Genomic DNA, 20,429 nt, shown 5'->3' on the forward strand with positions numbered 1-20,429 from the left:
GATAGATCCATGTTTTCATTGATTGAAGCGCCGTGGTTACCGGTTATCCGTGCCGATGGGCGTCAGGACCAGATTTCTCCCCGACAGTTAACTGACGATCAGGTGATTGATCTTGACTGGCCGCGTGCGGATTTCCAGGGCGCAGCCTATCAGTTGCTGATTGGCCTGCTGCAAACTGCCTATTCACCGCAAGATGAAGAGGCGTGGCAGGAGGTGTGGGATAACGGGCTGGGAGAGGGCTGGCAGGCGGCGTTAACTTCATTGGCGCCCGCCATGCAGTTTGGGCCGCAAAAGCCGGCATTTTTACAGGATTTCTCCTCACTTGACAGCGATCCAATGCCGATCTCCGGCCTGCTGATTGAGGCTCCCGGTGGTAATACTCTCAAGCTGAATAAAGATCATTTCATCAAGCGTGGCACGGTCAAAGCCATTTGCCCGCATTGCACTGCGATGGCGCTCTATACCTTACAAACCAATTCTCCTTCCGGCGGCGTGGGGCATCGTACCGGGATGCGCGGTGGTGGGCCGATCACCACGCTGCTGATGCCGACGGATAACCATCAGCCTCTGTGGCGCAAACTGTGGATGAATGTGATGACACAAACGGTGATCCCCCGTTCCGGTTGCTCGTCAGCGGTATTCCCGTGGTTGGCGGCTACCCACACCAGTGAAGGGGATAAAGACAAAGTGACGCCGGAAAACGCCGATGAGCTACAGGCGTACTGGGGAATGCCTCGGCGCATTGAAATCGATTTCAGCCAGTCACAGGCTGGGAAGTGCGATCTGTGTGGCACGGTGTCAGCGTCGTTACTGACCCACTACCGTACAAAAAATTACGGTGTTCAGTACGACAGTTGGCAGCACCCGCTAACGCCGTACCGCCAATCGCTAAAAGATGGATTGCTGCTGTCCGTGAAGGGTCAGCCGGGAGGACTGGTGTACCGCGACTGGCTGGGCGTGGTGCTGGGCAATGAAGATCGTAATAACGTCACGATCCCGGCCAGAGTGGTGCAGAAAAATCACGGTTACAAATGTTTGCGCAGAAAAGTCGGGGTGTGGTGTTTTGGCTACGATATGGACAACATGAAAGCCCGTTGTTGGTATGAGCACCATGTTCCCTTACTGGAAGGTGCCAGCACGGAAATCCGCGATTATCTACCATCAGCTATTGAACTGGCGACCGATACGCAGACGCTATTGCGTCAGTCGGTAAAAGAGGCCTGGTTTGATCGCCCGAAAGATGTGGGCGGGGATTTCAGCTTTATTGATGTGGCATTCTGGCAGGAAACCGAGCAGTTTTTTGTCCGGCTGTATCAGAATCTGGTTAACGGTCAACCGGCAGCGGAAGCGCTCAGACAGTGGCAGCACGCGCTGTATCTCTATCTGCTCGGCACCTATGATCGTCTTACCTTTGGCAACCCGGATCAACAGGGCGATTTACTGCGGGCAGTAGGCGCACGCAACAAAATGGTGAAATTCTTTTACAGTCAAAAAATTGCCAAACTGATTAAGCAAATGCAGCCAGAGAACATGGAGGCTCAGAATGGGTAATACCGCAACACTGCTGATAGTGAAAAACCTGATGGCGACCCGTATCAATACGTGGTTCGATAATCTGCAAAACCGCCATAACGAAAGCCACAATGGTCGCGCCGAGCGGGCAGAATTGCGGCGCACACTGCCGCCTTACGGCGCGCTGACCTGTGCTGGTTTTCGCCGTCTGGCCAATATGCTGCCGGATTTACTGGGTGACAGTGAAACCCGTCTGCTGGCGCTGGCGGTGTTTACTGCCGTGGCCGCCCATGCGGAGGGTAATAACCGTGAGAAAAGTTTTGCCGCTCAGTTAGGGGAAAAAATTAAAGGGACGGATCGTACTTACTTATCAACGCTGCGTTTTGAACGTTTACAGCGTGTCACCTCACCAGAAGAGTTCTGTCGCTTGCTGATCCGTGCAGTGAAAATCCGTGGTGAGAAAGGTGTGAATCTGCCGTCATTGGCGGATGGCATTTTCCTGTGGATGGCAGAGTGGCAGGCGCGACAGCATAACGAAGCCCCCGGCATCGATCCTTTTAAACGCAATGCAGTGCGCTGGGCCTGCGAATACGGCCAGGCAACACAAACTTCCGTAATAGACGAAACGACAGCCGCGATTTCAGATAAGGAATAATCATGACCACTTTTATCCAGCTCCATTTTTTAACCGCTTACGCGCCCGCCAACCTGAACCGTGATGACGCCGGACGACCCAAAACGGCTATCGTGGGGGGAGTAGAACGCTTACGCGTCTCTTCCCAAAGCCTGAAACGCGCCTGGCGAACGTCTGAAGTGTTTGAATCCGCATTGACCGGACATATTGGCCAACGTACTCGTCGTTTGGGGCAGGAAGTGTATAAAGCGTTGATTGCGGGTGGGATGGCGGAAAAACTGGCCGATAAAGCGGCACTTGGTATGGCAGCCCAGTTTGGTAAAGCTAAAAAAGAGGAGAAAGAGAGTAAAAACCCACTGGAGAAATATGACATTGAACAGTTGGCCCATGTCAGTGTGCGGGAACGGGCGCTGGTGGATGCGCTGGTGAACACGTTGGTTGCAGAGAACCGCGAGCCTACCGCTGAAGAACTTAAATTGTTGCGTAAAGATATCGCCAGTGCGGATATCGCTTTATTTGGGCGGATGCTGGCCTCCAGCCCGGCATTCAATATTGAGGCCGCGTGTCAGGTGGCGCATGCGCTCGGCGTCAGTGCCGTTACGGTGGAGGATGATTTCTTCACTGCCGTGGACGACCTCAATAATGATGAAGATGCCGGTTCGGGTCATATGGGCGAACAGGGTTTTGCCTCATCGCTGTTCTATCAATACATCTGCATCAATCGTGATCTACTGCTGGCAAATCTCGGCAATGACGACGCGCTGCTACAGCGGACTTTGCGGGCATTGACGGAAACGGCATTGACGGTTTCTCCCACAGGTAAGCAGAACAGCTTTGCCTCCCGTGCCTATGCCTCTTATGCGCTAGCGGAACGAGGTACACAGCAGCCACGGGCGCTATCAGTGGCGTACTTCACGCCGATCCGTAGCCAGAGCCAATTGGTCGATGCCATTACGGTACTGGAAAATCAGAAGGCGAAATTTGATCGCGCCTATGGGGCCAGTAGCCTGGAACAGACGGTGATGAACGTGGAGTCCGGCACCGGCAGCCTGGCTGAACTGATGGACTTTATCGCGCAGTAAGGGAGAGACAGATGACTCACTATCTGGTATTTCAACTCTATGCACCGCTGGTGTCATGGGGTGAACCGGCGGTGGGGGAAGTGCGACATACTTCCCCCATCCCCAGCCGTTCCGCCCTGTTGGGGTTGCTGGCCGCCGCATTGGGCATTCGACGTGATGAAGAGGAGCGTCTGGTGCAGTTTAATCAGCATTACCGTTTTGCTGTTCGACCCTTATCCGGTTGTGAAGGTTGGTTGCGTGATTATCATACGGTACAGATGCCGAAGGAAGATCGTAAACGTATCCGCCGAACCCGGCGGGATGAGTTGTTGCCGGACGCCGGGCAATCACTGGAAACGATGCTGACCACCCGCGAGTATCGTTGCGATGCGTATTACCATATCGCGGTCAGTGAAACGCCCGACGCACCCTATTCGCTGCATCAACTGGCTGATGCCCTGCGTGAACCGGTATTTACACTCTATCTGGGGCGTAAAAGTTGCCCTCTGGCATTGCCGCTGGCACCCCATCTCTTTAGCGGAACACTGGCGGATATCTGGCAGCAGGCCAGTAATACCACGTTGCTCAACGATGAAGACCTGCAACGGCTCAATCACCCTACCGGCCTTTGCTATTGGGAACAGGATGATGACAGCGGTATGCCGGTGCTATCTCGTGTTCTGCGTGGCGACCAGCCGCTTAGTCGCAGGCGTTGGCAGTTTACAACTCGCAGGCAGTATAGCGGCACCTGGAAGGGGGAAAAGTGATGTTTTTTTCCCGAGTAACCTTACAACTGGCGGCGTTGCCCGCGGTGATGGCGCAAAAGCGTCAGTATGCGGGTGGTTATGCCAGTCACCAGTGGTTGTGGCAATTGTTCCCGCAGGATGAAACGCGTCATTTCCTGTTTCGGGAAGAAACGCTGGGGTCAGGCAATCAATTTTATCTGCTTTCCCAACAGGCGCCTCGTCAGGATCACAATCTGTTCCGTGTAGAAACCAAACCCTACCAGCCGCAACTACGGGATGAAATGGCGCTGCAATTTTCACTGCGCGCCAACCCGGTGGTGATGCGCCAGCGTCAGCGCAGCGATGTGCTGATGGATGCCAAACAGCGTGCCAGACAGCAGGGTGTCAGTGGTGATGCGCTGTGGCGGCATCAGCAGGATGCGGCGACCCAGTGGCTGCAACAGCAGGGTGAGCAAAGGGGGTTTACAGTGGCGGCTTGCCGAGTGGATGGTTACCAGCGACATCGGCTGTATAAGCCGGGACAGGAAAATGCTATTCAGTTCAGCAGCGTAGATTTTGACGGCCTGTTGCGCATTACTGATGTTAGCCGCTTTATGACGGCGGTGCAGCAGGGGTTGGGGAAAAGTAAAGCGCTGGGTTGTGGTCTGCTATTACTCAGGCGTGCCTGACAAAACAATCACCGGAGGCAGAGATGGTTTATGTTCCGCTAAATCCGATTCCGTTGAAAGATCGGACCTCCATGATCTTTCTGCAATATGGTCAGATAGATGTGATTGATGGTGCCTTTGTGCTGGTGGATAAAACCGGCATCCGTACTCATATTCCAGTGGGGTCGGTGGCCTGCATTATGCTGGAACCCGGCACACGGGTTTCTCATGCCGCGATACGGTTGGCGGCGACAGTGGGGACGCTGTTGGTGTGGGTCGGGGAAGCGGGAGTCCGTTTGTACGCTGCCGGGCAACCCGGCGGTGCTCGATCCGACCGATTACTGTATCAGGCGCGCTTGGCGCTAGATGACGAGTTGCGTCTTAAAGTGGTTCGCAAAATGTTTGAATTACGCTTTGGTGAACCGGCACCCAGTCGCCGTTCGGTGGAACAATTGCGCGGTATTGAAGGTGCGCGGGTGCGCCAGACCTACACACTGTTGGCGCAACAGTACGGCGTGAAGTGGAATGGCCGACGTTACGATCCTAAAGATTGGGAACGGGGCGACAAGGTGAACCAATGCATCAGCGCTGCCACATCCTGCCTGTACGGTATTACGGAAGCAGCGGTGTTGGCGGCAGGTTATGCCCCGGCCATTGGTTTTGTTCACAGTGGCAAACCGCTGTCGTTTGTCTATGACATTGCCGACATCATCAAGTTTGACGGTGTGGTGCCCAAAGCTTTTGAAATTGCGGCGCGTAACCCTGTGGAACCGGATCGGGAGGTGCGTCTTGCCTGCCGGGATATTTTCCGCAGCCAGAATACGCTGGGTAAACTTATTCCGTTGATTGAAGCGGTGTTGGCGGCCGGAGAAATAGAGCCGCCGCAACCGCCTGCTGACGCACAACCTCCAGCTATTCCTGAGCCTGCGCCATTCGGTGATGTCGGTCACCGTGGGAGCGGCGGATGAGTATGTTGGTGGTCGTGACGGAAAATGTGCCGCCGCGTCTGCGTGGTCGGCTGGCGATATGGTTGTTGGAAGTTCGTGCTGGTGTCTATGTGGGTGAAACTTCGCGGCGTATACGGGAAATGATCTGGCAACAGATTGTGGAACTGGCCGAACAAGGGAATGTGGTGATGGCGTGGGCGACCAATACGGAATCTGGTTTCGAGTTCCAGACCTGGGGCGAAAACCGCCGAATGCCGGTGGATCTGGATGGACTGCGGTTAGTCTCTTTTCACCCCATTGAAAATCAATAAGTTAGTGTTCTTTAACAAGCAGGAAAAATTGGTGGATTTTTTAAGACTAGAAAATTCCTTATAAAACAGGTATATATTTTTAGAGTGTTCCCCGCACCCGCGGGGATAAACCGTAAACAATTGCAGGACCAGCAAAATCTGTGGCGTGTTCCCCGCACCCGCGGGGATAAACCACAAAACGACTAAACGCCTGCTGACTTAACAGCGTGTTCCCCGCACCCGCGGGGATAAACCGTCATCGTTAAATCCTCAGCCTGTTCGCGAGACGTGTTCCCCGCACCCGCGGGGATAAACCGATGATTACGTGTTTAGCGTCATTGCTGCCGTTGTGTTCCCCGCACCCGCGGGGATAAACCGGCGTTTGCAATTGCAAACGCGGTCATGAATACGTGTTCCCCGCACCCGCGGGGATAAACCGGAGTTATTCAGAACGTCTAGTTTAGTAGCGCCGTGTTCCCCGCACCCGCGGGGATAAACCGTGCTCATGCATCGCGATACTCATAATCCCATTGTGTTCCCCGCACCCGCGGGGATAAACCGGCGGGCTACCGTAACAGCAAATGGAACGGTGCAGTGTTCCCCGCACCCGCGGGGATAAACCGCAGCGGCGATTATTTCTGATAAGCTCAAAAGTGTGTTCCCCGCACCCGCGGGGATAAACCGGTGTGATTTGGACAATACTTTTTGAGGATGACGTGTTCCCCGCACCCGCGGGGATAAACCGACCCATTTATCTGTGAAATAGATGGTGTCATCGTGTTCCCCGCACCCGCGGGGATAAACCGAAAATCCATCTCCTAACGCTGAAATTGGAGTCGTGTTCCCCGCACCCGCGGGGATAAACCGATATTGAATATTCTCATAAGTAGAAGCCTGCAGTGTTCCCCGCACCCGCGGGGATAAACCGCGGTGAGAGCGATTACAGGCGCGCTAATTATAGTGTTCCCCGCACCCGCGGGGATAAACCGTAATGATCGTGTTCATATTGAAGTAAAAGATGGTGTTCCCCGCACCCGCGGGGATAAACCGAAAAAGGAATCCTAAAATACATCCCAGCATGGGTGTTCCCCGCACCCGCGGGGATAAACCGCGTGGTATGAGATTACCATTGGTAAATAAAAAGTGTTCCCCGCACCCGCGGGGATAAACCGATACCCGCTCTGGACTAGAGGCGACAGCAACAGTGTTCCCCGCACCCGCGGGGATAAACCGAGGAAGGTGTCTTTTTATCAACTACAGACTGAGTGTTCCCCGCACCCGCGGGGATAAACCGTCAATTCGCTCAATATATAAAAGGGATCTCACGTGTTCCCCGCACCCGCGGGGATAAACCGCATCGACAAAAGAGACGTCATCTGGCGCACAAGTGTTCCCCGCACCCGCGGGGATAAACCGTATTGCGGCGTGAAGACCACACCGGCGCGGCTGTGTTCCCCGCACCCGCGGGGATAAACCGCGCTTCAAACCGGTGGCACACGCATGTAATCTGTGTTCCCCGCACCCGCGGGGATAAACCGGCAGAATATCTGCTCATGCCAAAACATATCATGTGTTCCCCGCACCCGCGGGGATAAACCGCAATGCCGATGTCCATAACAAAACAATATCAAGTGTTCCCCGCACCCGCGGGGATAAACCGTAGACGCTTTTATACTTGCCAAACGGCACGTTGTGTTCCCCGCACCCGCGGGGATAAACCGTATAAAGCACAAAGCACCTCGCGGGGCTTTTTGTGTTCCCCGCACCCGCGGGGATAAACCGATGTCTGGCCTACTTACACACTCAACGATGACGTGTTCCCCGCACCCGCGGGGATAAACCGTCAACATGGATTCCCTTATGCGTACTGTTGGAGTGTTCCCCGCACCCGCGGGGATAAACCGAGTATTTGTAATGATATCGAACATTCAGTGCAGTGTTCCCCGCACCCGCGGGGATAAACCGCATATTCATGGAGCCATCATGGTGCGGTGAAAGTGTTCCCCGCACCCGCGGGGATAAACCGCCCGAGCTACCAATGCATCGGCTTGGATCTTAGTGTTCCCCGCACCCGCGGGGATAAACCGTCTGCCTTTGAATCTTTTGGCGTATCAGTATTGTGTTCCCCGCACCCGCGGGGATAAACCGTATGATGCCGGTGTGTGTCAGCGCGACTTAGAGTGTTCCCCGCACCCGCGGGGATAAACCGCAAATGCGTCAGCAGCATCAGGGGTGGGGTTAGTGTTCCCCGCACCCGCGGGGATAAACCGCTTACCGGTAACGTGCTTACTGACGTTGTTGAGTGTTCCCCGCACCCGCGGGGATAAACCGGTGAATTTGTATATCGTCACGAGCCAGCCAACGTGTTCCCCGCACCCGCGGGGATAAACCGGTTCCAACTTCGCGCACCGACCCAGTGCGAGCGTGTTCCCCGCACCCGCGGGGATAAACCGATTCTGAGCCCAATTCTCAAGTTGTTAACCCCGTGTTCCCCGCACCCGCGGGGATAAACCGCTGGTGAAATTCTTGATTGACCAGTTGAAACCGTGTTCCCCGCACCCGCGGGGATAAACCGCACGGCATACCCAATCATCTGTGGGACAGAGGGTGTTCCCCGCACCCGCGGGGATAAACCGCTTCTTTATCTAATGTGGCCTGCGCGTTAACCGTGTTCCCCGCACCCGCGGGGATAAACCGGCCCGGCGTTCCTGGCGGCTCATCTGGTTGAAGTGTTCCCCGCACCCGCGGGGATAAACCGTAGAACAGAACTGTATCACCGGTAGTTGCCGCAGTGTTCCCCGCACCCGCGGGGATAAACCGTCGCAATGGCGTAATGATTACATGCTCTGGCGGTGTTCCCCGCACCCGCGGGGATAAACCGAATCAGGACGTAGCCAGTGTCCTGAGCAACATGTGTTCCCCGCACCCGCGGGGATAAACCGGTTTGGGTATCCGCTTTGTTGAAGTCGCACTAGTGTTCCCCGCACCTGCGGGGATAAACCGCTTGCTGCTCGTCAGCCTGAGCGTCAGCTGGAGTGTTCCCCGCACCCGCGGGGATAAACCGCCACCAACCAGGAACTTTTTCACCATTCTCCCGTGTTCCCCGCATCCGCGGGGATAAACCGAGTACGTCCAAAAAATAAAATTGGGCGCGGTTGTGTTCCCCGCACCCGCGGGGATAAACCGATGGCCGAAATTCAGGCCAAAAGCGTGGCGGCGTGTTCCCCGCACCCGCGGGGATAAACCGTAACAAAGGTAAAGGAGAAAATAACACTTTTCGTGTTCCCCGCACCCGCGGGGATAACTGGATCCTCTGTCAGTGTTATGTAGTCTCCTGTACCCCGCAGGGACAATAGCTTTATTTTTGTAATAAATAGTTACCGTATTTTCCATTCTTTATCGGTTATGGAGCACGTTAATTTGCTTTGACTGTCTTTATTTCGTTCAGAAAGTGGCATGATGTGCAGTTCCGATCGCAATACTGATTACCGTAGCACTAACAGTGGACTGATGTTGTTGAGCCGGGGAGGGACCGTGGAAGCAGACAATATTCTGGGAGTGATTTCTCGTTATCTTAAAAAACTGCATGTGTTGACGTTGTGTGTCGGCAGTGGTGATGATTTGTGGTGCGCCAACTGTTTTTATACGTTTGATGAACGTCAGGTGGCGTTTTATCTGATGACGGAAGCGAATACCAGACACGGTGAAATGATGCTGAGGCATCCTCGGGTGGCGGGTACGGTTAATGGCCAACCCAAGAGTGTACTGCTGATTAAAGGTGTGCAATTTTTAGGGGAAATAGCCTTGTTAGAAGGTCAGGAAGACGCTGATGCACGTAGTCGCTACAATACGCGGTTCCCTATTTCTCGTGGAAGTAATGCACCTGTTTGGAAATTGTCGCTAAACGAAATGAAAATGACTGACAACGCTCTGGGCTTTGGGAAAAAGCATCTCTGGCAACGGCGCGAAATGGCCCTGCCACATTAGTTTCTGGTTAATGGAGCTGTATGAGTCGGATTCTGCTGCTTGGCGCAACAGGGCTGGTCGGTAGTGAACTGCTGCGCTTATTGATGATGGATGCGCGTGTCGAGGTGATTTATGCACCGACTCGTCATCCTTTATCGCCTGCCGTAAAGGTGGTGAATCCATGTGCGGTTAATTTACCGATGGCGCTTTCCCAACTGACGGAACCGGTGGATATCGCCTTTTGTTGTCTGGGCACTACCCGTAAACAGGCTGGCAGTCGGCAGGCGTTTCGCGCAGTGGATTATTCATTGGTAGTGGAATGCGCCGGTGTTGCGCGGCGATTGGGTGCCAGCCATCTGCTGGCAGTCAGCGCGATGAGTGCTGACCTGTCGTCGCCATTTTTCTATTCGCGGGTAAAAGGTGAAACTGAACAGGCATTGATGCAACAAGATTGGCCGCGTTTAACGTTGGCGCGTCCTTCGATGTTGCTGGGACTACGGCCACAACGGCGCTGGCTGGAGTCACTCTCAGCCCCGCTGTTCAAGTACCTGCCTGCGAGCTGGCGGGCAATTGAAGGAAAAACCGTGGCTCAGGCATTGCTGAATCAGGCCTTTTCGCCGCCAGAGTCCGAAAACGTATCGGTATTGACGTCACAACAGTTGCTGCGATTAGCCCAACCATAATGGCTTAACGCAGATGATGGATCACCTGATTGCTGCTGCCGTGCCAGATAAGTGATGGGTCTTTTAAATCCTGTACAAATTTGCCATCCACCAGCACGTTGATTAAATCGACTACCTGACGCTGTTCCGGCGTCAGTTCTGCCAGTACATAACCGGTCCACACCCAGATATCTTTACCCGGACATTCGGCCCGGATACGTTGTACCAGTTGCAGAATGGCTGGCACGTTCTGTGGATGCAGCGGGTCGCCGCCTGAAAGGGAAATGCCTTGACGGGGGATGACGGTATCCTGTAGGTCGGCGATAATGCGGTCTTGTATTTCCTGGGTGAACGGATTCCCGGAGTTCAGCCGCCAGGTGCTTTTATTGTAGCAGCCGGGGCATTGGTGCTCACATCCGGCAACAAACAGCGTACAGCGTGTACCGGGACCATTGACTACATCAACGGGGTAATACTGGTGATAGTTCACGACGTTGTACCGTATAAAGGGCCGCTATATCACGGCCATGAGTGGATGTGTTGTGTCTGTTTTCATGCCAGTGCGAACAGGAATCCATCGGCGTCGGATATGGGGACTTGGCATGGATCCCCGCTTGCGCGGGGATGATATCCGGGGTGTGGTCAGTCGACGGCGCGCCCGACCACTGAGATAATGAATCCCCGTTAACCCAACTGCCCATTGTTCAGATGTTTCACCCGGCGTTTAACTTCTTCTTGCTTGCCGGCGTTAAACGGCCGGGCATCCGGGCTACCCAGATAGCCGCATACCCGACGGATTACCGATACGCGCGCAGGGTCGTGGTTACCACATTTCGGGCAGGTGAAACCCTTGCTGGTACAATCAAACTCGCCGGTGTAACCACACTCGTAGCATTCATCAATTGGCGTGTTGGTGCCGTAATAAGGCACGTGGGTATAACTGTAATCCCACACATCCTCCAGCGCTTTCAGATTGTGTTGCAGGTTAGGATATTCACCGTAACAGATGAAACCACCATTCGTCAGCGGCGGATAAGGCGCTTCAAAGTCGATTTTTTCGTAGGGGTTAACCTTCTTTTCCACATCCAGATGGAAGCTATTGGTGTAGTAGCCTTTGTCGGTAACGCCGGGCACAACGCCAAATTCAGCGGTATCCAGACGGCAGAAGCGGTCGCACAGGTTTTCGCTTGGCGTACTGTACAGACTAAAACCGTAGCCGGTTTCTTCTTTCCAGCTGTCGGTGGCAGCTTTCAGACGGGCAACGATAGCCACGGCTTTTTCTCGCAGCATATCGTTGTCGAACACATGAACTTCATTGCCGAACAGGGCATTGATGGTTTCATGCACCCCGATGTAACCCAGCGAGATGGAGGCTCGGCCATTTTTGAAGATATCGGCGATGTTGTCGTCCGCTTTCAGGCGTACGCCGCAAGCACCTTCCATATACAGGATCGGTGCAACCCGTGCCTTGACATTTTCCAGTCGGGCGATTCGGGTCATCAGGGCTTTCTTCGCCAGCAGCAAACGTTGGTCAAGCAGCTGCCAGAAACGGGCTTCATCCCGGTGGGCTTCCAGTGCGATACGCGGCAGATTAAGGCTGATAACACCGAGGTTGTTACGGCCGTCGTGGATTTGCTGGCCATTTTCTTCATACACGCCGAGGAAGCTGCGACAGCCCATCGGGGTTTTGAACGAGCCGGTGACTTCCACAACCTGATCGTAATTCAGAATATCCGGGTACATACGTTTGCTGGCACACTCCAGCGCCAGTTGTTTGACATCATAATTTGGGTCGCCCGGCTTATGATTGAGCCCTTTACGGATGGCAAACACCAGTTTCGGGAACACGGCGGTTTTGCGGTTTTTACCCAGACCGGCGATACGGTTGCGCAGAATGGATTGCTGAATCAGCCGGGATTGCCAACTGGTGCCCAGCCCGAAACCGAAGGTAACAAACGGTGTCTGGCCATTGGCGGTATGTAAGGTATTGACCTCGTATTCCAGTGACTGGAATGCGTCGTAGCACTCTTTTTCCGTCCGGTTGCGGGCATACTCTTCGGCGTTGGGAATATTCCACGCTTTGGCAACGTCCTGATGTTTTTTATGGCTGGACGTGACAAATGGCGCCAGGATTTCATCAATACGGTTAATAGTCGTGCCGCCATAGATGTGGCTGGCGACCTGGGCGATGATTTGCGCCGTGACGGCAGTAGCGGTAGAAATCGATTTAGGCGGCTCGATTTCCGCGTTCCCCATTTTGAAGCCTTTGGTCAGCATACCGTTCAGATCGATCAGCATGCAGTTGAACATTGGGAAGAACGGCGAATAATCCAGGTCGTGATAGTGAATTTCACCGCGTTCGTGCGCCAGCACGACGTCACGCGGCAGAATGTGCTGTTTGGCGTAGTGTTTAGCGACAATTCCGGCCAGTAGATCGCGTTGGGTCGGGATCACCTTACTGTCTTTATTGGCGTTTTCGTTGAGCAGCGCGACGTTGCTTTGCTCGACCAAACCACGGATTTCCTGATTTAGTCGCCCCTGTCGTTCACGTGCGACATCACGGTCATGACGGTACTCGATATAGGTACGGGCCAGTTGTTTGTAGTTACCTGACATCAACAGGTTTTCCACTACGTTCTGGATTTCACCAATCTCAACCTTGGCTTTTCCCTGCATTTGTTGAGCGACTGCACAGGCGACGGTTGCACAGTAATCCGCATCATTCACACCGGCGGCGTGGGCTGCACGTTCCACCGCTTCTCTGATACGGTTTTCATCAAAGGGAACCTGGCAACCATCCCGTTTAATCACTACTGGTTTCACGTTTTTTTCCTCTGTTCATGTTATCCACAGGCGAGAACAGCCGTTAGCAAAAGGTATTAAGGGTCTGTGGATGCTTTTGTGGATAAACACTACATATGGGCTCTGTTAATAGGATAGACACTATATATTGAATTTGCGTAGTAATCTTCACGCTTTTATTGCTGCTTAATTGATGTAGAGCAAAGAAAAGCAGATGTAGTAGATAATGCAGCCTTGTACAAATAGTAGGCAAAGTGGCGTTTGGCGCTGGATATCCCTGATGGATAAGGGATTACAGCATGTCACATTTTTGGCTATCAAGGCATCTAGACATCCAGATGTATTTTTTGTAAGGTGGCGGGATATCTTTTTCAGGTTCATTTACTAAGGAAAATGACGATGGCAGAAAACGTACTGATTCTGGATGGTGGCATGGGGCGTGAACTGGCCCGTATCGGTGCGCCGTTTCGTCAACCGGAGTGGTCGGCGCTGGCACTGATGGAATCACCACAGCATGTGCGGCAGGTACATGACAGCTTTATCGCCGCCGGTGCACAGGTCATCACTACTAATAGCTATGCCGTCGTGCCTTTTCATATCGGTGATGCGGTTTTTCAGGCCCGCGGTCACGAACTGGCCGCGCTGGCGGGACAACTGGCTCGTCAGGCCGCCGATGCCGCCCCACACCCGGTACGGGTTGCCGGTTCACTGCCGCCGGTACTGGGGTCTTATCGTCCGGATTTGTTTGATGCTGAAGCGGCGACGCCAATTCTGCGAGTATTGATCGACGCGCTAACCCCTTATATTGACGTATGGCTGGCTGAAACCCAGAGTTCGCTGGCGGAAGTGGCGCTGGTGCGTGAACTGTTGGGCGATGATCAGCGTGAATTGTGGATTTCTTTCACCTTGCAGGATGACCTTGACGAGCAAGGCCATGCCCGATTGCGTTCTGGTGAAACCGTTACCGCCGCGGCAGAAACCGCCATTAAACTGGGTGCCGCCAACTTACTGTTCAATTGCAGCCGTCCGGAAGTGATGGCTCCGGCAGTCGCTCAAGCCAGTACGGCGTTACGCCAACAGCAATCCACTATCGGTATTGGTGTGTATGCTAATGCGTTCGAACCGGAAGATAATCACCGTGGCGCCAATGAAGGATTAAGCCGCCTGCGTGTCGATACGCACCCGGAAGGTTACCTGCAATGGGCGACCGAGTGGGTTGCCCAGGGTGCGACGTTGGTCGGGGGCTGCTGTGGCATCGGGCCAGAACACATCGCCCGTCTGGCGCAGTCGCTGCCGCGCTGAATGTCATCGCCTGACGTATAAATATAATAAACAGACATCCCACCAGGATGAGATAATAAAGGAAACACAACACCATGAATCGTCGTCATTTTATCAAAGGCGCCTGCGCCGTTTCCGTTACTGCTGCGATGGCGGGCTGGCCACTGGGCCATGCGGTTGCTGCACCATCCAATGATAAGCCGAAGAAAGGCGGCCATCTGATCGTCGGCGTAGATAATGCCTCCAGTACTGACCGTCTCGATCCGGCTTTCTGGTTTGAAACCTATATGTATTTTGTCGGTTCCCAGTTGTTTAATAACCTGGTGGAGCTGAATGAGAAAGGCGAACTCACGCCATCGCTGGCCGAGTCCTGGTCCAATGCTGATGGGGGCCGTCGCTGGATCCTCACATTGCGCAAAGGTGTACAGTTCCATGATGGCCGGACACTGACGGCAAAAGACGTTATTTATTCCCTGAACCATCATCGTGGTGAAAAATCCAGTTCGTCCGTGAAAGGCTATCTGACACCGGTAACATCGATGGAAGCCACTGACAGCCACGAAGTCACCATCCTCTTGAATGAACCCAACGTGGAATTTGTCTCTCTGCTGAGTGATGTCCATTTTGCCATCACACCGGAAAACGAATCTTTTGATAAAGGGATCGGGACGGGGGCCTTTATTCTGGAAAGCTTCCAGCCGGGTGTACGCACCCTGGTGAAACGTAACCCAAATTACTGGAACAGCGAACGCGGCCATGTTGATTCGGTGGAAACGCTGGCGATGAACGACTCTACCGCCCGCGTCGCCGCGTTGGTGAGTGGTTCGGCGCATATAGTCAACCGCGTGAATCCACGCATCGTAAGCCGTATTGAGCACATGCCGAACCTGAAACTGTTGCGTTCCCGTGACAGTCAGATTTTCACTTTCCCCGGTTTGGGCAATGTGGCACCGTTCACTTCGCTGGATGGTCGTCTGGCGCTGAAATATGCCATCGATCGGCAACAGATGATTGATACCGTATTAGGCGGTTATGCCAGCGTCGCCAACGATAACCCGATTTTTCCATCCAACCGTTATTTCGCCAAAGATATTCCGCAGCGCCCATATGACCCGGAAAAAGCCAAATGGCATTGGCAGAAAGCCGGTTTCAGCGGCCCGTTGGTGTTGTCGGTGGCAGATGCCGGTTTCCCCGGCGCGGTGGATGCCGGGCAGTTGTACCAGGCTTCCGCACAGCGCGCGGGTATTCCATTACAGGTGGAACGTGTGCCGGATGATGCGTTCTGGGACAATGTCTGGATGAAGAAACCTTTCGTGTCTTCCAACTGGTCGATGCGCCCGACGGCGGATGCTTTGCTGTCGCTGGTGTTCACTAGCCAGGCACCGTGGAATGAATCGGCCTGGAAGAACGCAGCGTTTGACCAGCTGGTAGCGTCCGCGCGTGGTGAACTGAATGAAGATAAGCGTCGCCAGATGTATCACGATATCCAGGTGATGCTGGTGGAAAAAGGCAGCGAAATCATCCCGCTGTATGCGGATGCGCTTGATGCCTGTAGCAATAAAGTGCAAGGACTGACAGCTATTCCGGGCTTCCCGCTGAGCGGCAATCGCGCAGCAGAAAAAGTGTGGCTGGCCTGAGTATAGGTAAGAGCAACGTGACAGTACGTAATCGATTAGGAACCCGTTTCCCGCTGCTGACGATGATTGGCCGTCGTCTGCTGGCGGGGATGGTGATGCTTGTGGTGGTATCGATGCTGATTTTTGCTGGTATTCAACTGTTGCCGGGCAACGCCGCCACCGCCATTTTGGGGCAGACCGCCACGCCGCAAGCCGTGAAAGCGCTGAATCTGCAACTGGGATTGGATCAACCTGCGATCTCGCGTTATCTCTCCTGGTTGGGCGGAATCGTCAGTGGTGACTTTGGTCACAGTTTTACCAGCCGCCAAAGTATTGCGCCAGTGCTGGCCTATCGTTTGGGGAATACACTGTTTTTGGCCGGTTGTACTGCCGCCATTGCTGTGCCGCTGGCATTGCTGATTGGCTTTCTTTCCGTGCGTTATCAGGACAGTTGGCTGGATCAACTCCTGAGTATGTTCACCCGTACGGCGGTGGCGTTGCCGGAGTTTTTCTCCGGTTATCTGCTGATACTGATTTTTTCCATCATGCTGTCCTGGTTACCGAGCAATAGCAGTATTAGCGACGATATGTCCTTGTCGTCACGGCTGACGGCCATTGTCTTGCCCTGTTTTACGCTGGTACTGGCGGTGCTGGGGCATATGAGCAACATGACCCGTGCGGCGCTGATCAATGCGCAAAATGCGGCGTATGTTGATACCGCATTGCTGAAAGGGATCTCGCCTTCCGGTATTCTACTGCGTCACGTGCTGCCCAATGCCTGGGGGCCAATCATTAACGTCATCGTGCTGAACCTGGCTTACCTGATGGTCGGCGTAGTGATTGTCGAAAATGTGTTTGTGTATCCAGGGCTGGGGCAGTATATGGTGGACAGCATCAGTAAGCGCGATGTGCCGGTCATTCAAAGCTGTGCGCTGGTGCTGGCCGCGATTTATATCTTGCTTAATCTGTTGGCGGATGTGGTGGCGTTGATAGCGAACCCGCGTTTACGTCATGCTCGACAGTAAATCTCACCTTGTATCGTGAGCCGTAACACTGCAAACAAGAGTTATATCGACCGTAATGGATAATACCGAATGCCTCCTCTGAAACCTTCCGTGGTGCTCGGCCTCCTGGCGCTGGGCATCTTTATTTGTGTCGCGCTACTGGCCCCCTGGATTGCCCCGTATCCGGCCGATAAGATCATTGGCGGCGCCTGGCTGGGGCCGATGGGGAATGCCTGGATGGGCACGGATAATCTGGGGCGCGATCTGTTCTCCCGCCTTATCTGGGGTACCCGCACCTCGCTGTCCGTGACGGCGCTGGCGGCGGCGCTGGCGTTTCTGCTCGGGACATCGCTGGGTTTTCTGGCCGGCGTTTGTGGCGGCTGGGTTGATCAGTTGATTTCCCGCGTGAATGATGTGCTGATGGCGATTCCCACCTTGATTTTTGCGTTGGTGGTGTTGGCGATGTTACCGAAAAATACCGCTATCATCATTCTGGTACTGGGTGTGCTGGAGGCGACTCGCGTGTTACGGGTGTCGCGTTCTCTGGCGGTGGATATTGCCACGCAGGAGTTTATCGAGGTCGCGCGGATGCGTGGTGAATCAATGCGCTGGATTCTGTGGCGCGAAATTCTACCTAACGCCTTGACTACGCTGGTGGCGGAGTTTGCTCTGCGTTTTATCTTCATTTTGCTGTTTCTGTCGGCGCTATCGTTTCTGGGCATGGGCATTCAGCCACCGACGGCAGACTGGGGTGGTCTGGCGCGGGATAATAAAGATGGCATCCTGTTTGGCGTGTGGGCGGCACTGGTACCCGGTGCGGCGATTGCCCTGCTGGCGGTATCACTGAACGTGGTGGCGGACTGGCTGTTAAGCCGTGATGGCCGTAATTGGCATGGAGGCAAAAATGGCTGAGTTATTGCGCGTGGAACAGCTTCAGGTGATCGCCGGGGATTGTACGCTGGTGGAAGATATTTCGTTCACGCTGAAGAAGGGTGAAGTGCTGGGATTGATTGGGGAATCGGGTGCGGGCAAGTCCACTATCGGACAGGCGATCCTCGGTCATTGCCGTTATGGAATGCGTATCCGACAGGGGAAAATCTGGTTTCAGGATACCGATCTGGCGACACTTTCCGAACGCCAACTGCGTAAGGTGCGTGGTCAGCGCATCGCCTATGTCGCGCAGTCGGCCAGTGCTGCGTTTAACCCGGCGCGTAAAATTGGCGAACAGGTGATTGAGGCGGCGGTACGTCATGGCGTGATGTCGCGCCAACAGGCGACGGTACAGGCGTTAACACTGTTTAGTCAGTTGTCGCTGCCTGAGCCGGCGGTGTTTTTTCAACGTTATCCGCATCAGGTTTCCGGTGGTCAGCTACAGCGGGCGATGATCGCGATGGCGATGTGTGCCGGACCGGATCTGATTATTTTCGATGAACCGACCACTGCGCTGGATGTTACCACCCAGCTTGGCGTGCTGAAAGCGATTGACGACATCATTCGCCTGACCGGTGTCGCGGCGCTTTATATCAGCCATGATCTGGCTGTTGTGGCGCAGATCAGTCATCGGATTATGGTGCTGCGGCATGGTCGTCAAGTGGAAACCGCGACAACCGCGCAGTTATTGGCACATCCCACCGAAGACTATACCCGCCAATTATTACAAGCTAAAAGTGAGCAGAAAATCCCACTGCCACCGCTGAATGATGTGTTGCTGGATATCCGTGGTATTAGTGCCCATTATCAGCAGCAACCGGTGTTGGAAGCTGTTTCTCTGCAACTGACGCGTGGCCGTACGCTGGCGGTCATTGGTGAGTCCGGGTCGGGTAAATCAACCCTTGGGCGCACGGTATGTGGTTTATTGCCACCGAGTGCCGGGGAGATCCACCTGAAAGAGGAACGCTTGTCACCGAAGTTGGCGCAGCGTACCCGTCAGCAGTTGCGGTCGATACAGATGATTCATCAGCATCCAGACACTGCTTTAAACCCGCGTCTGCCGGTGGAAACACAAATTGAACGGGCGATGGTGTGTCTGAGCGACTTTTCCGCGGCACAGCGGGGTGAACGCGTACGGGATTTATTACATCAGGTCGGGCTAACAGCTGAACTGGCGGCACGCTACCCGACGTCGCTGTCCGGTGGACAGAAGCAGCGGGTGTGCATTGCTCGGGCGCTGGCCGCCCAGCCGGAATTGATTATCTGCGATGAACCAACGTCGGCGCTGGATCCGCTGGTGGCGCGTGACGTGCTGGCACTGTTGCGTCAGATTCAGCAAGAAACTGGCGTATCCTACCTGTTTATCACCCACGATCTGCATGTGGTACGGGAAGTGGCGGACAGCGTGGCGGTGTTGCGTCACGGACGCATTATCCGCCAGGGGCCGGTTGTCGAAACCCTGGCACCACCGTTGGATGACTACACCCGGCAATTGCTGGTGGCGGTGCCGGAAATGCGCTGTGGTTGGCTACAGGACGTGATGACCGCCAGTCAGTAAGACTACGTTGGGCGCGATATCAATTGCGCTGATGCGGAAACGGTGGCAACTGGCGGAAGGTGTCTTGTAATCCTTCCGACCAGGCTTTGCGGATGGACGCAAAGTAAGGATCATTTTCCGTAATGCGTTGTTGTTCGCCAATGTTAAAGCTGCCGTTCCGGTAAATCATCACGTCTAGCGGCATACCCACCGACAAATTGCTGCGCAGGGTGGAATCAATGGAAATCAGTGCGCAGCACATCGCTTGCTCTAGTGGCGTGTCGACACGCAGCACCCGGTCGATAATCGGTTTGCCATATTTGCTTTCGCCAATCTGAAAATAGGGTGTGTCGTGGGTGGACTCAATAAAGTTGCCTTCCGGATAGATATGGAACAGGCGCGGTTGCTCATCGCCAATCTGCCCGCCCAGTAACAGGTTACAACCGAAATTGGTGGTGCTGCCACTTTGCTGGGACTGGCTATCACGGTGGATTACTTCACGTATGGTTTCCCCCACCAGCATGGCGGCATCATAGAGGGAAGCGACCTGCATCAGGTTCGGCGTATGTTGTGTCTGGATACGAACATGAAGCAAACTGAGGATACTCTGTGTCGTGGCCAGATTGCCTGCGCATTGAATCACCAGCACACGTTCATTTTCATTATGAAAAACATGAAGTTTCTTGAATGTCGCGATGTGATCAACACCCGCATTAGTGCGAGAATCTGATGCAAATACCAAACCGTCCGACAGATGCATGGCCACACAGTAGGTCATAGAGTACCTTTTCGTT

The 20,429-nt window shown here is 54.2% G+C and carries 17 protein-coding genes and 1 CRISPR repeat array; of the genes, 14 read left to right on the plus strand and 3 right to left on the minus strand.

All coding sequences use genetic code 11. From position 1 onward, the window contains the following. The first annotated feature begins 9 nt into the window (after positions 1-9). From casA to CWC46_RS05095, 9 genes are all read left to right on the plus strand, one after another. Positions 10-1,551, plus strand: coding sequence for a type I-E CRISPR-associated protein Cse1/CasA (casA, locus tag CWC46_RS05055; protein ID WP_021013291.1), 1,542 nt, complete (start codon positions 10-12; stop codon positions 1,549-1,551). Continuing rightward, a complete protein-coding gene (gene casB / locus CWC46_RS05060; protein ID WP_021013290.1) occupies positions 1,544-2,167 on the plus strand; it encodes a type I-E CRISPR-associated protein Cse2/CasB in 624 nt (207 codons plus the stop codon). The genes casA and casB overlap by 8 nt, the downstream gene beginning before the upstream one ends. 2 nt (positions 2,168-2,169) lie before the next feature. Continuing rightward, the gene (gene cas7e / locus CWC46_RS05065) at positions 2,170-3,228 is read left to right on the plus strand and encodes a type I-E CRISPR-associated protein Cas7/Cse4/CasC (RefSeq protein ID WP_021013289.1); all 1,059 of its coding nucleotides are present in this window, start codon (positions 2,170-2,172) and stop codon (positions 3,226-3,228) included. A gap of 11 nt (positions 3,229-3,239) precedes the next feature. Continuing rightward, positions 3,240-3,974 carry a type I-E CRISPR-associated protein Cas5/CasD gene (gene cas5e / locus CWC46_RS05070; protein WP_021013288.1) on the plus strand — a complete coding sequence of 245 codons (735 nt, stop codon included), beginning with the start codon at positions 3,240-3,242 and terminating at the stop codon, positions 3,972-3,974. After that, complete coding sequence (cas6e, locus tag CWC46_RS05075) at positions 3,974-4,621, plus strand: type I-E CRISPR-associated protein Cas6/Cse3/CasE (protein WP_021013287.1); 648 nt, start codon at positions 3,974-3,976, stop codon at positions 4,619-4,621. The genes cas5e and cas6e overlap by 1 nt, the downstream gene beginning before the upstream one ends. Positions 4,622-4,644: 23 nt before the next feature. Continuing rightward, entirely contained in the window at positions 4,645-5,568 is a 924-nt protein-coding gene (gene cas1e, locus CWC46_RS05080) for a type I-E CRISPR-associated endonuclease Cas1e (protein ID WP_021013286.1), read from the plus strand. Beyond that, entirely contained in the window at positions 5,565-5,858 is a 294-nt protein-coding gene (gene cas2e / locus CWC46_RS05085; protein WP_021013285.1) for a type I-E CRISPR-associated endoribonuclease Cas2e, read from the plus strand. Before cas1e ends, cas2e begins: the two co-directional genes overlap by 4 nt. An 84-nt stretch (positions 5,859-5,942) precedes the next feature. Continuing rightward, a CRISPR array of direct repeats spans positions 5,943-9,145; the repeat unit is 29 nt; unit sequence GTGTTCCCCGCACCCGCGGGGATAAACCG. A 226-nt stretch (positions 9,146-9,371) separates the two neighbouring features. Then, positions 9,372-9,824, plus strand: coding sequence for a YhbP family protein (locus CWC46_RS05090; RefSeq protein ID WP_021017340.1), 453 nt, complete (start codon positions 9,372-9,374; stop codon positions 9,822-9,824). 20 nt (positions 9,825-9,844) lie between these two features. After that, entirely contained in the window at positions 9,845-10,486 is a 642-nt protein-coding gene (locus CWC46_RS05095; protein WP_021017339.1) for a Rossmann-fold NAD(P)-binding domain-containing protein, read from the plus strand. Positions 10,487-10,490: 4 nt separating this feature from the next. Here CWC46_RS05095 and nrdG read toward each other — a convergent pair whose 3' ends face one another. Next, positions 10,491-10,955 (minus strand): anaerobic ribonucleoside-triphosphate reductase-activating protein, encoded by a 465-nt coding sequence (nrdG, locus tag CWC46_RS05100; protein WP_021017338.1) that lies wholly within the window; start codon positions 10,953-10,955, stop codon positions 10,491-10,493. A gap of 194 nt (positions 10,956-11,149) precedes the next feature. Beyond that, positions 11,150-13,288, minus strand: coding sequence for an anaerobic ribonucleoside-triphosphate reductase (gene nrdD, locus CWC46_RS05105; RefSeq protein WP_021017337.1), 2,139 nt, complete (start codon positions 13,286-13,288; stop codon positions 11,150-11,152). A gap of 378 nt (positions 13,289-13,666) precedes the next feature. On the opposite strand from nrdD, the gene CWC46_RS05110 reads away from it, so the two are divergent. The 5 genes from CWC46_RS05110 to CWC46_RS05130 all read left to right on the plus strand — a co-directional run bounded on the left by CWC46_RS05110 (position 13,667) and on the right by CWC46_RS05130 (position 19,656). Further along, entirely contained in the window at positions 13,667-14,569 is a 903-nt protein-coding gene (locus CWC46_RS05110; protein WP_021017336.1) for a homocysteine S-methyltransferase family protein, read from the plus strand. Between the two features lie 74 nt (positions 14,570-14,643). After that, the gene (locus CWC46_RS05115) at positions 14,644-16,185 is read left to right on the plus strand and encodes an ABC transporter substrate-binding protein (RefSeq protein WP_021017335.1); all 1,542 of its coding nucleotides are present in this window, start codon (positions 14,644-14,646) and stop codon (positions 16,183-16,185) included. Positions 16,186-16,247: 62 nt separating this feature from the next. Next, complete coding sequence (locus CWC46_RS05120) at positions 16,248-17,189, plus strand: ABC transporter permease (protein WP_051391538.1); 942 nt, start codon at positions 16,248-16,250, stop codon at positions 17,187-17,189. 69 nt (positions 17,190-17,258) lie between these two features. Further along, entirely contained in the window at positions 17,259-18,080 is an 822-nt protein-coding gene (locus CWC46_RS05125; RefSeq protein ID WP_021017333.1) for an ABC transporter permease, read from the plus strand. Beyond that, the gene (locus CWC46_RS05130) at positions 18,073-19,656 is read left to right on the plus strand and encodes an ABC transporter ATP-binding protein (protein ID WP_021017332.1); all 1,584 of its coding nucleotides are present in this window, start codon (positions 18,073-18,075) and stop codon (positions 19,654-19,656) included. Before CWC46_RS05125 ends, CWC46_RS05130 begins: the two co-directional genes overlap by 8 nt. Before the next feature lie 19 nt (positions 19,657-19,675). Here the strand turns inward: CWC46_RS05130 and CWC46_RS05135 are convergent, their stop codons facing one another. After that, positions 19,676-20,413: a proteasome-type protease gene (locus CWC46_RS05135; protein ID WP_021017331.1), complete on the minus strand. Its 738-nt coding sequence runs from the start codon at positions 20,411-20,413 to the stop codon at positions 19,676-19,678. Positions 20,414-20,429: the final 16 nt, after the last annotated feature.

This window comes from Prodigiosinella confusarubida (assembly GCF_002847015.1).
GTDB lineage: Bacteria > Pseudomonadota > Gammaproteobacteria > Enterobacterales > Enterobacteriaceae > Prodigiosinella > Prodigiosinella aquatilis.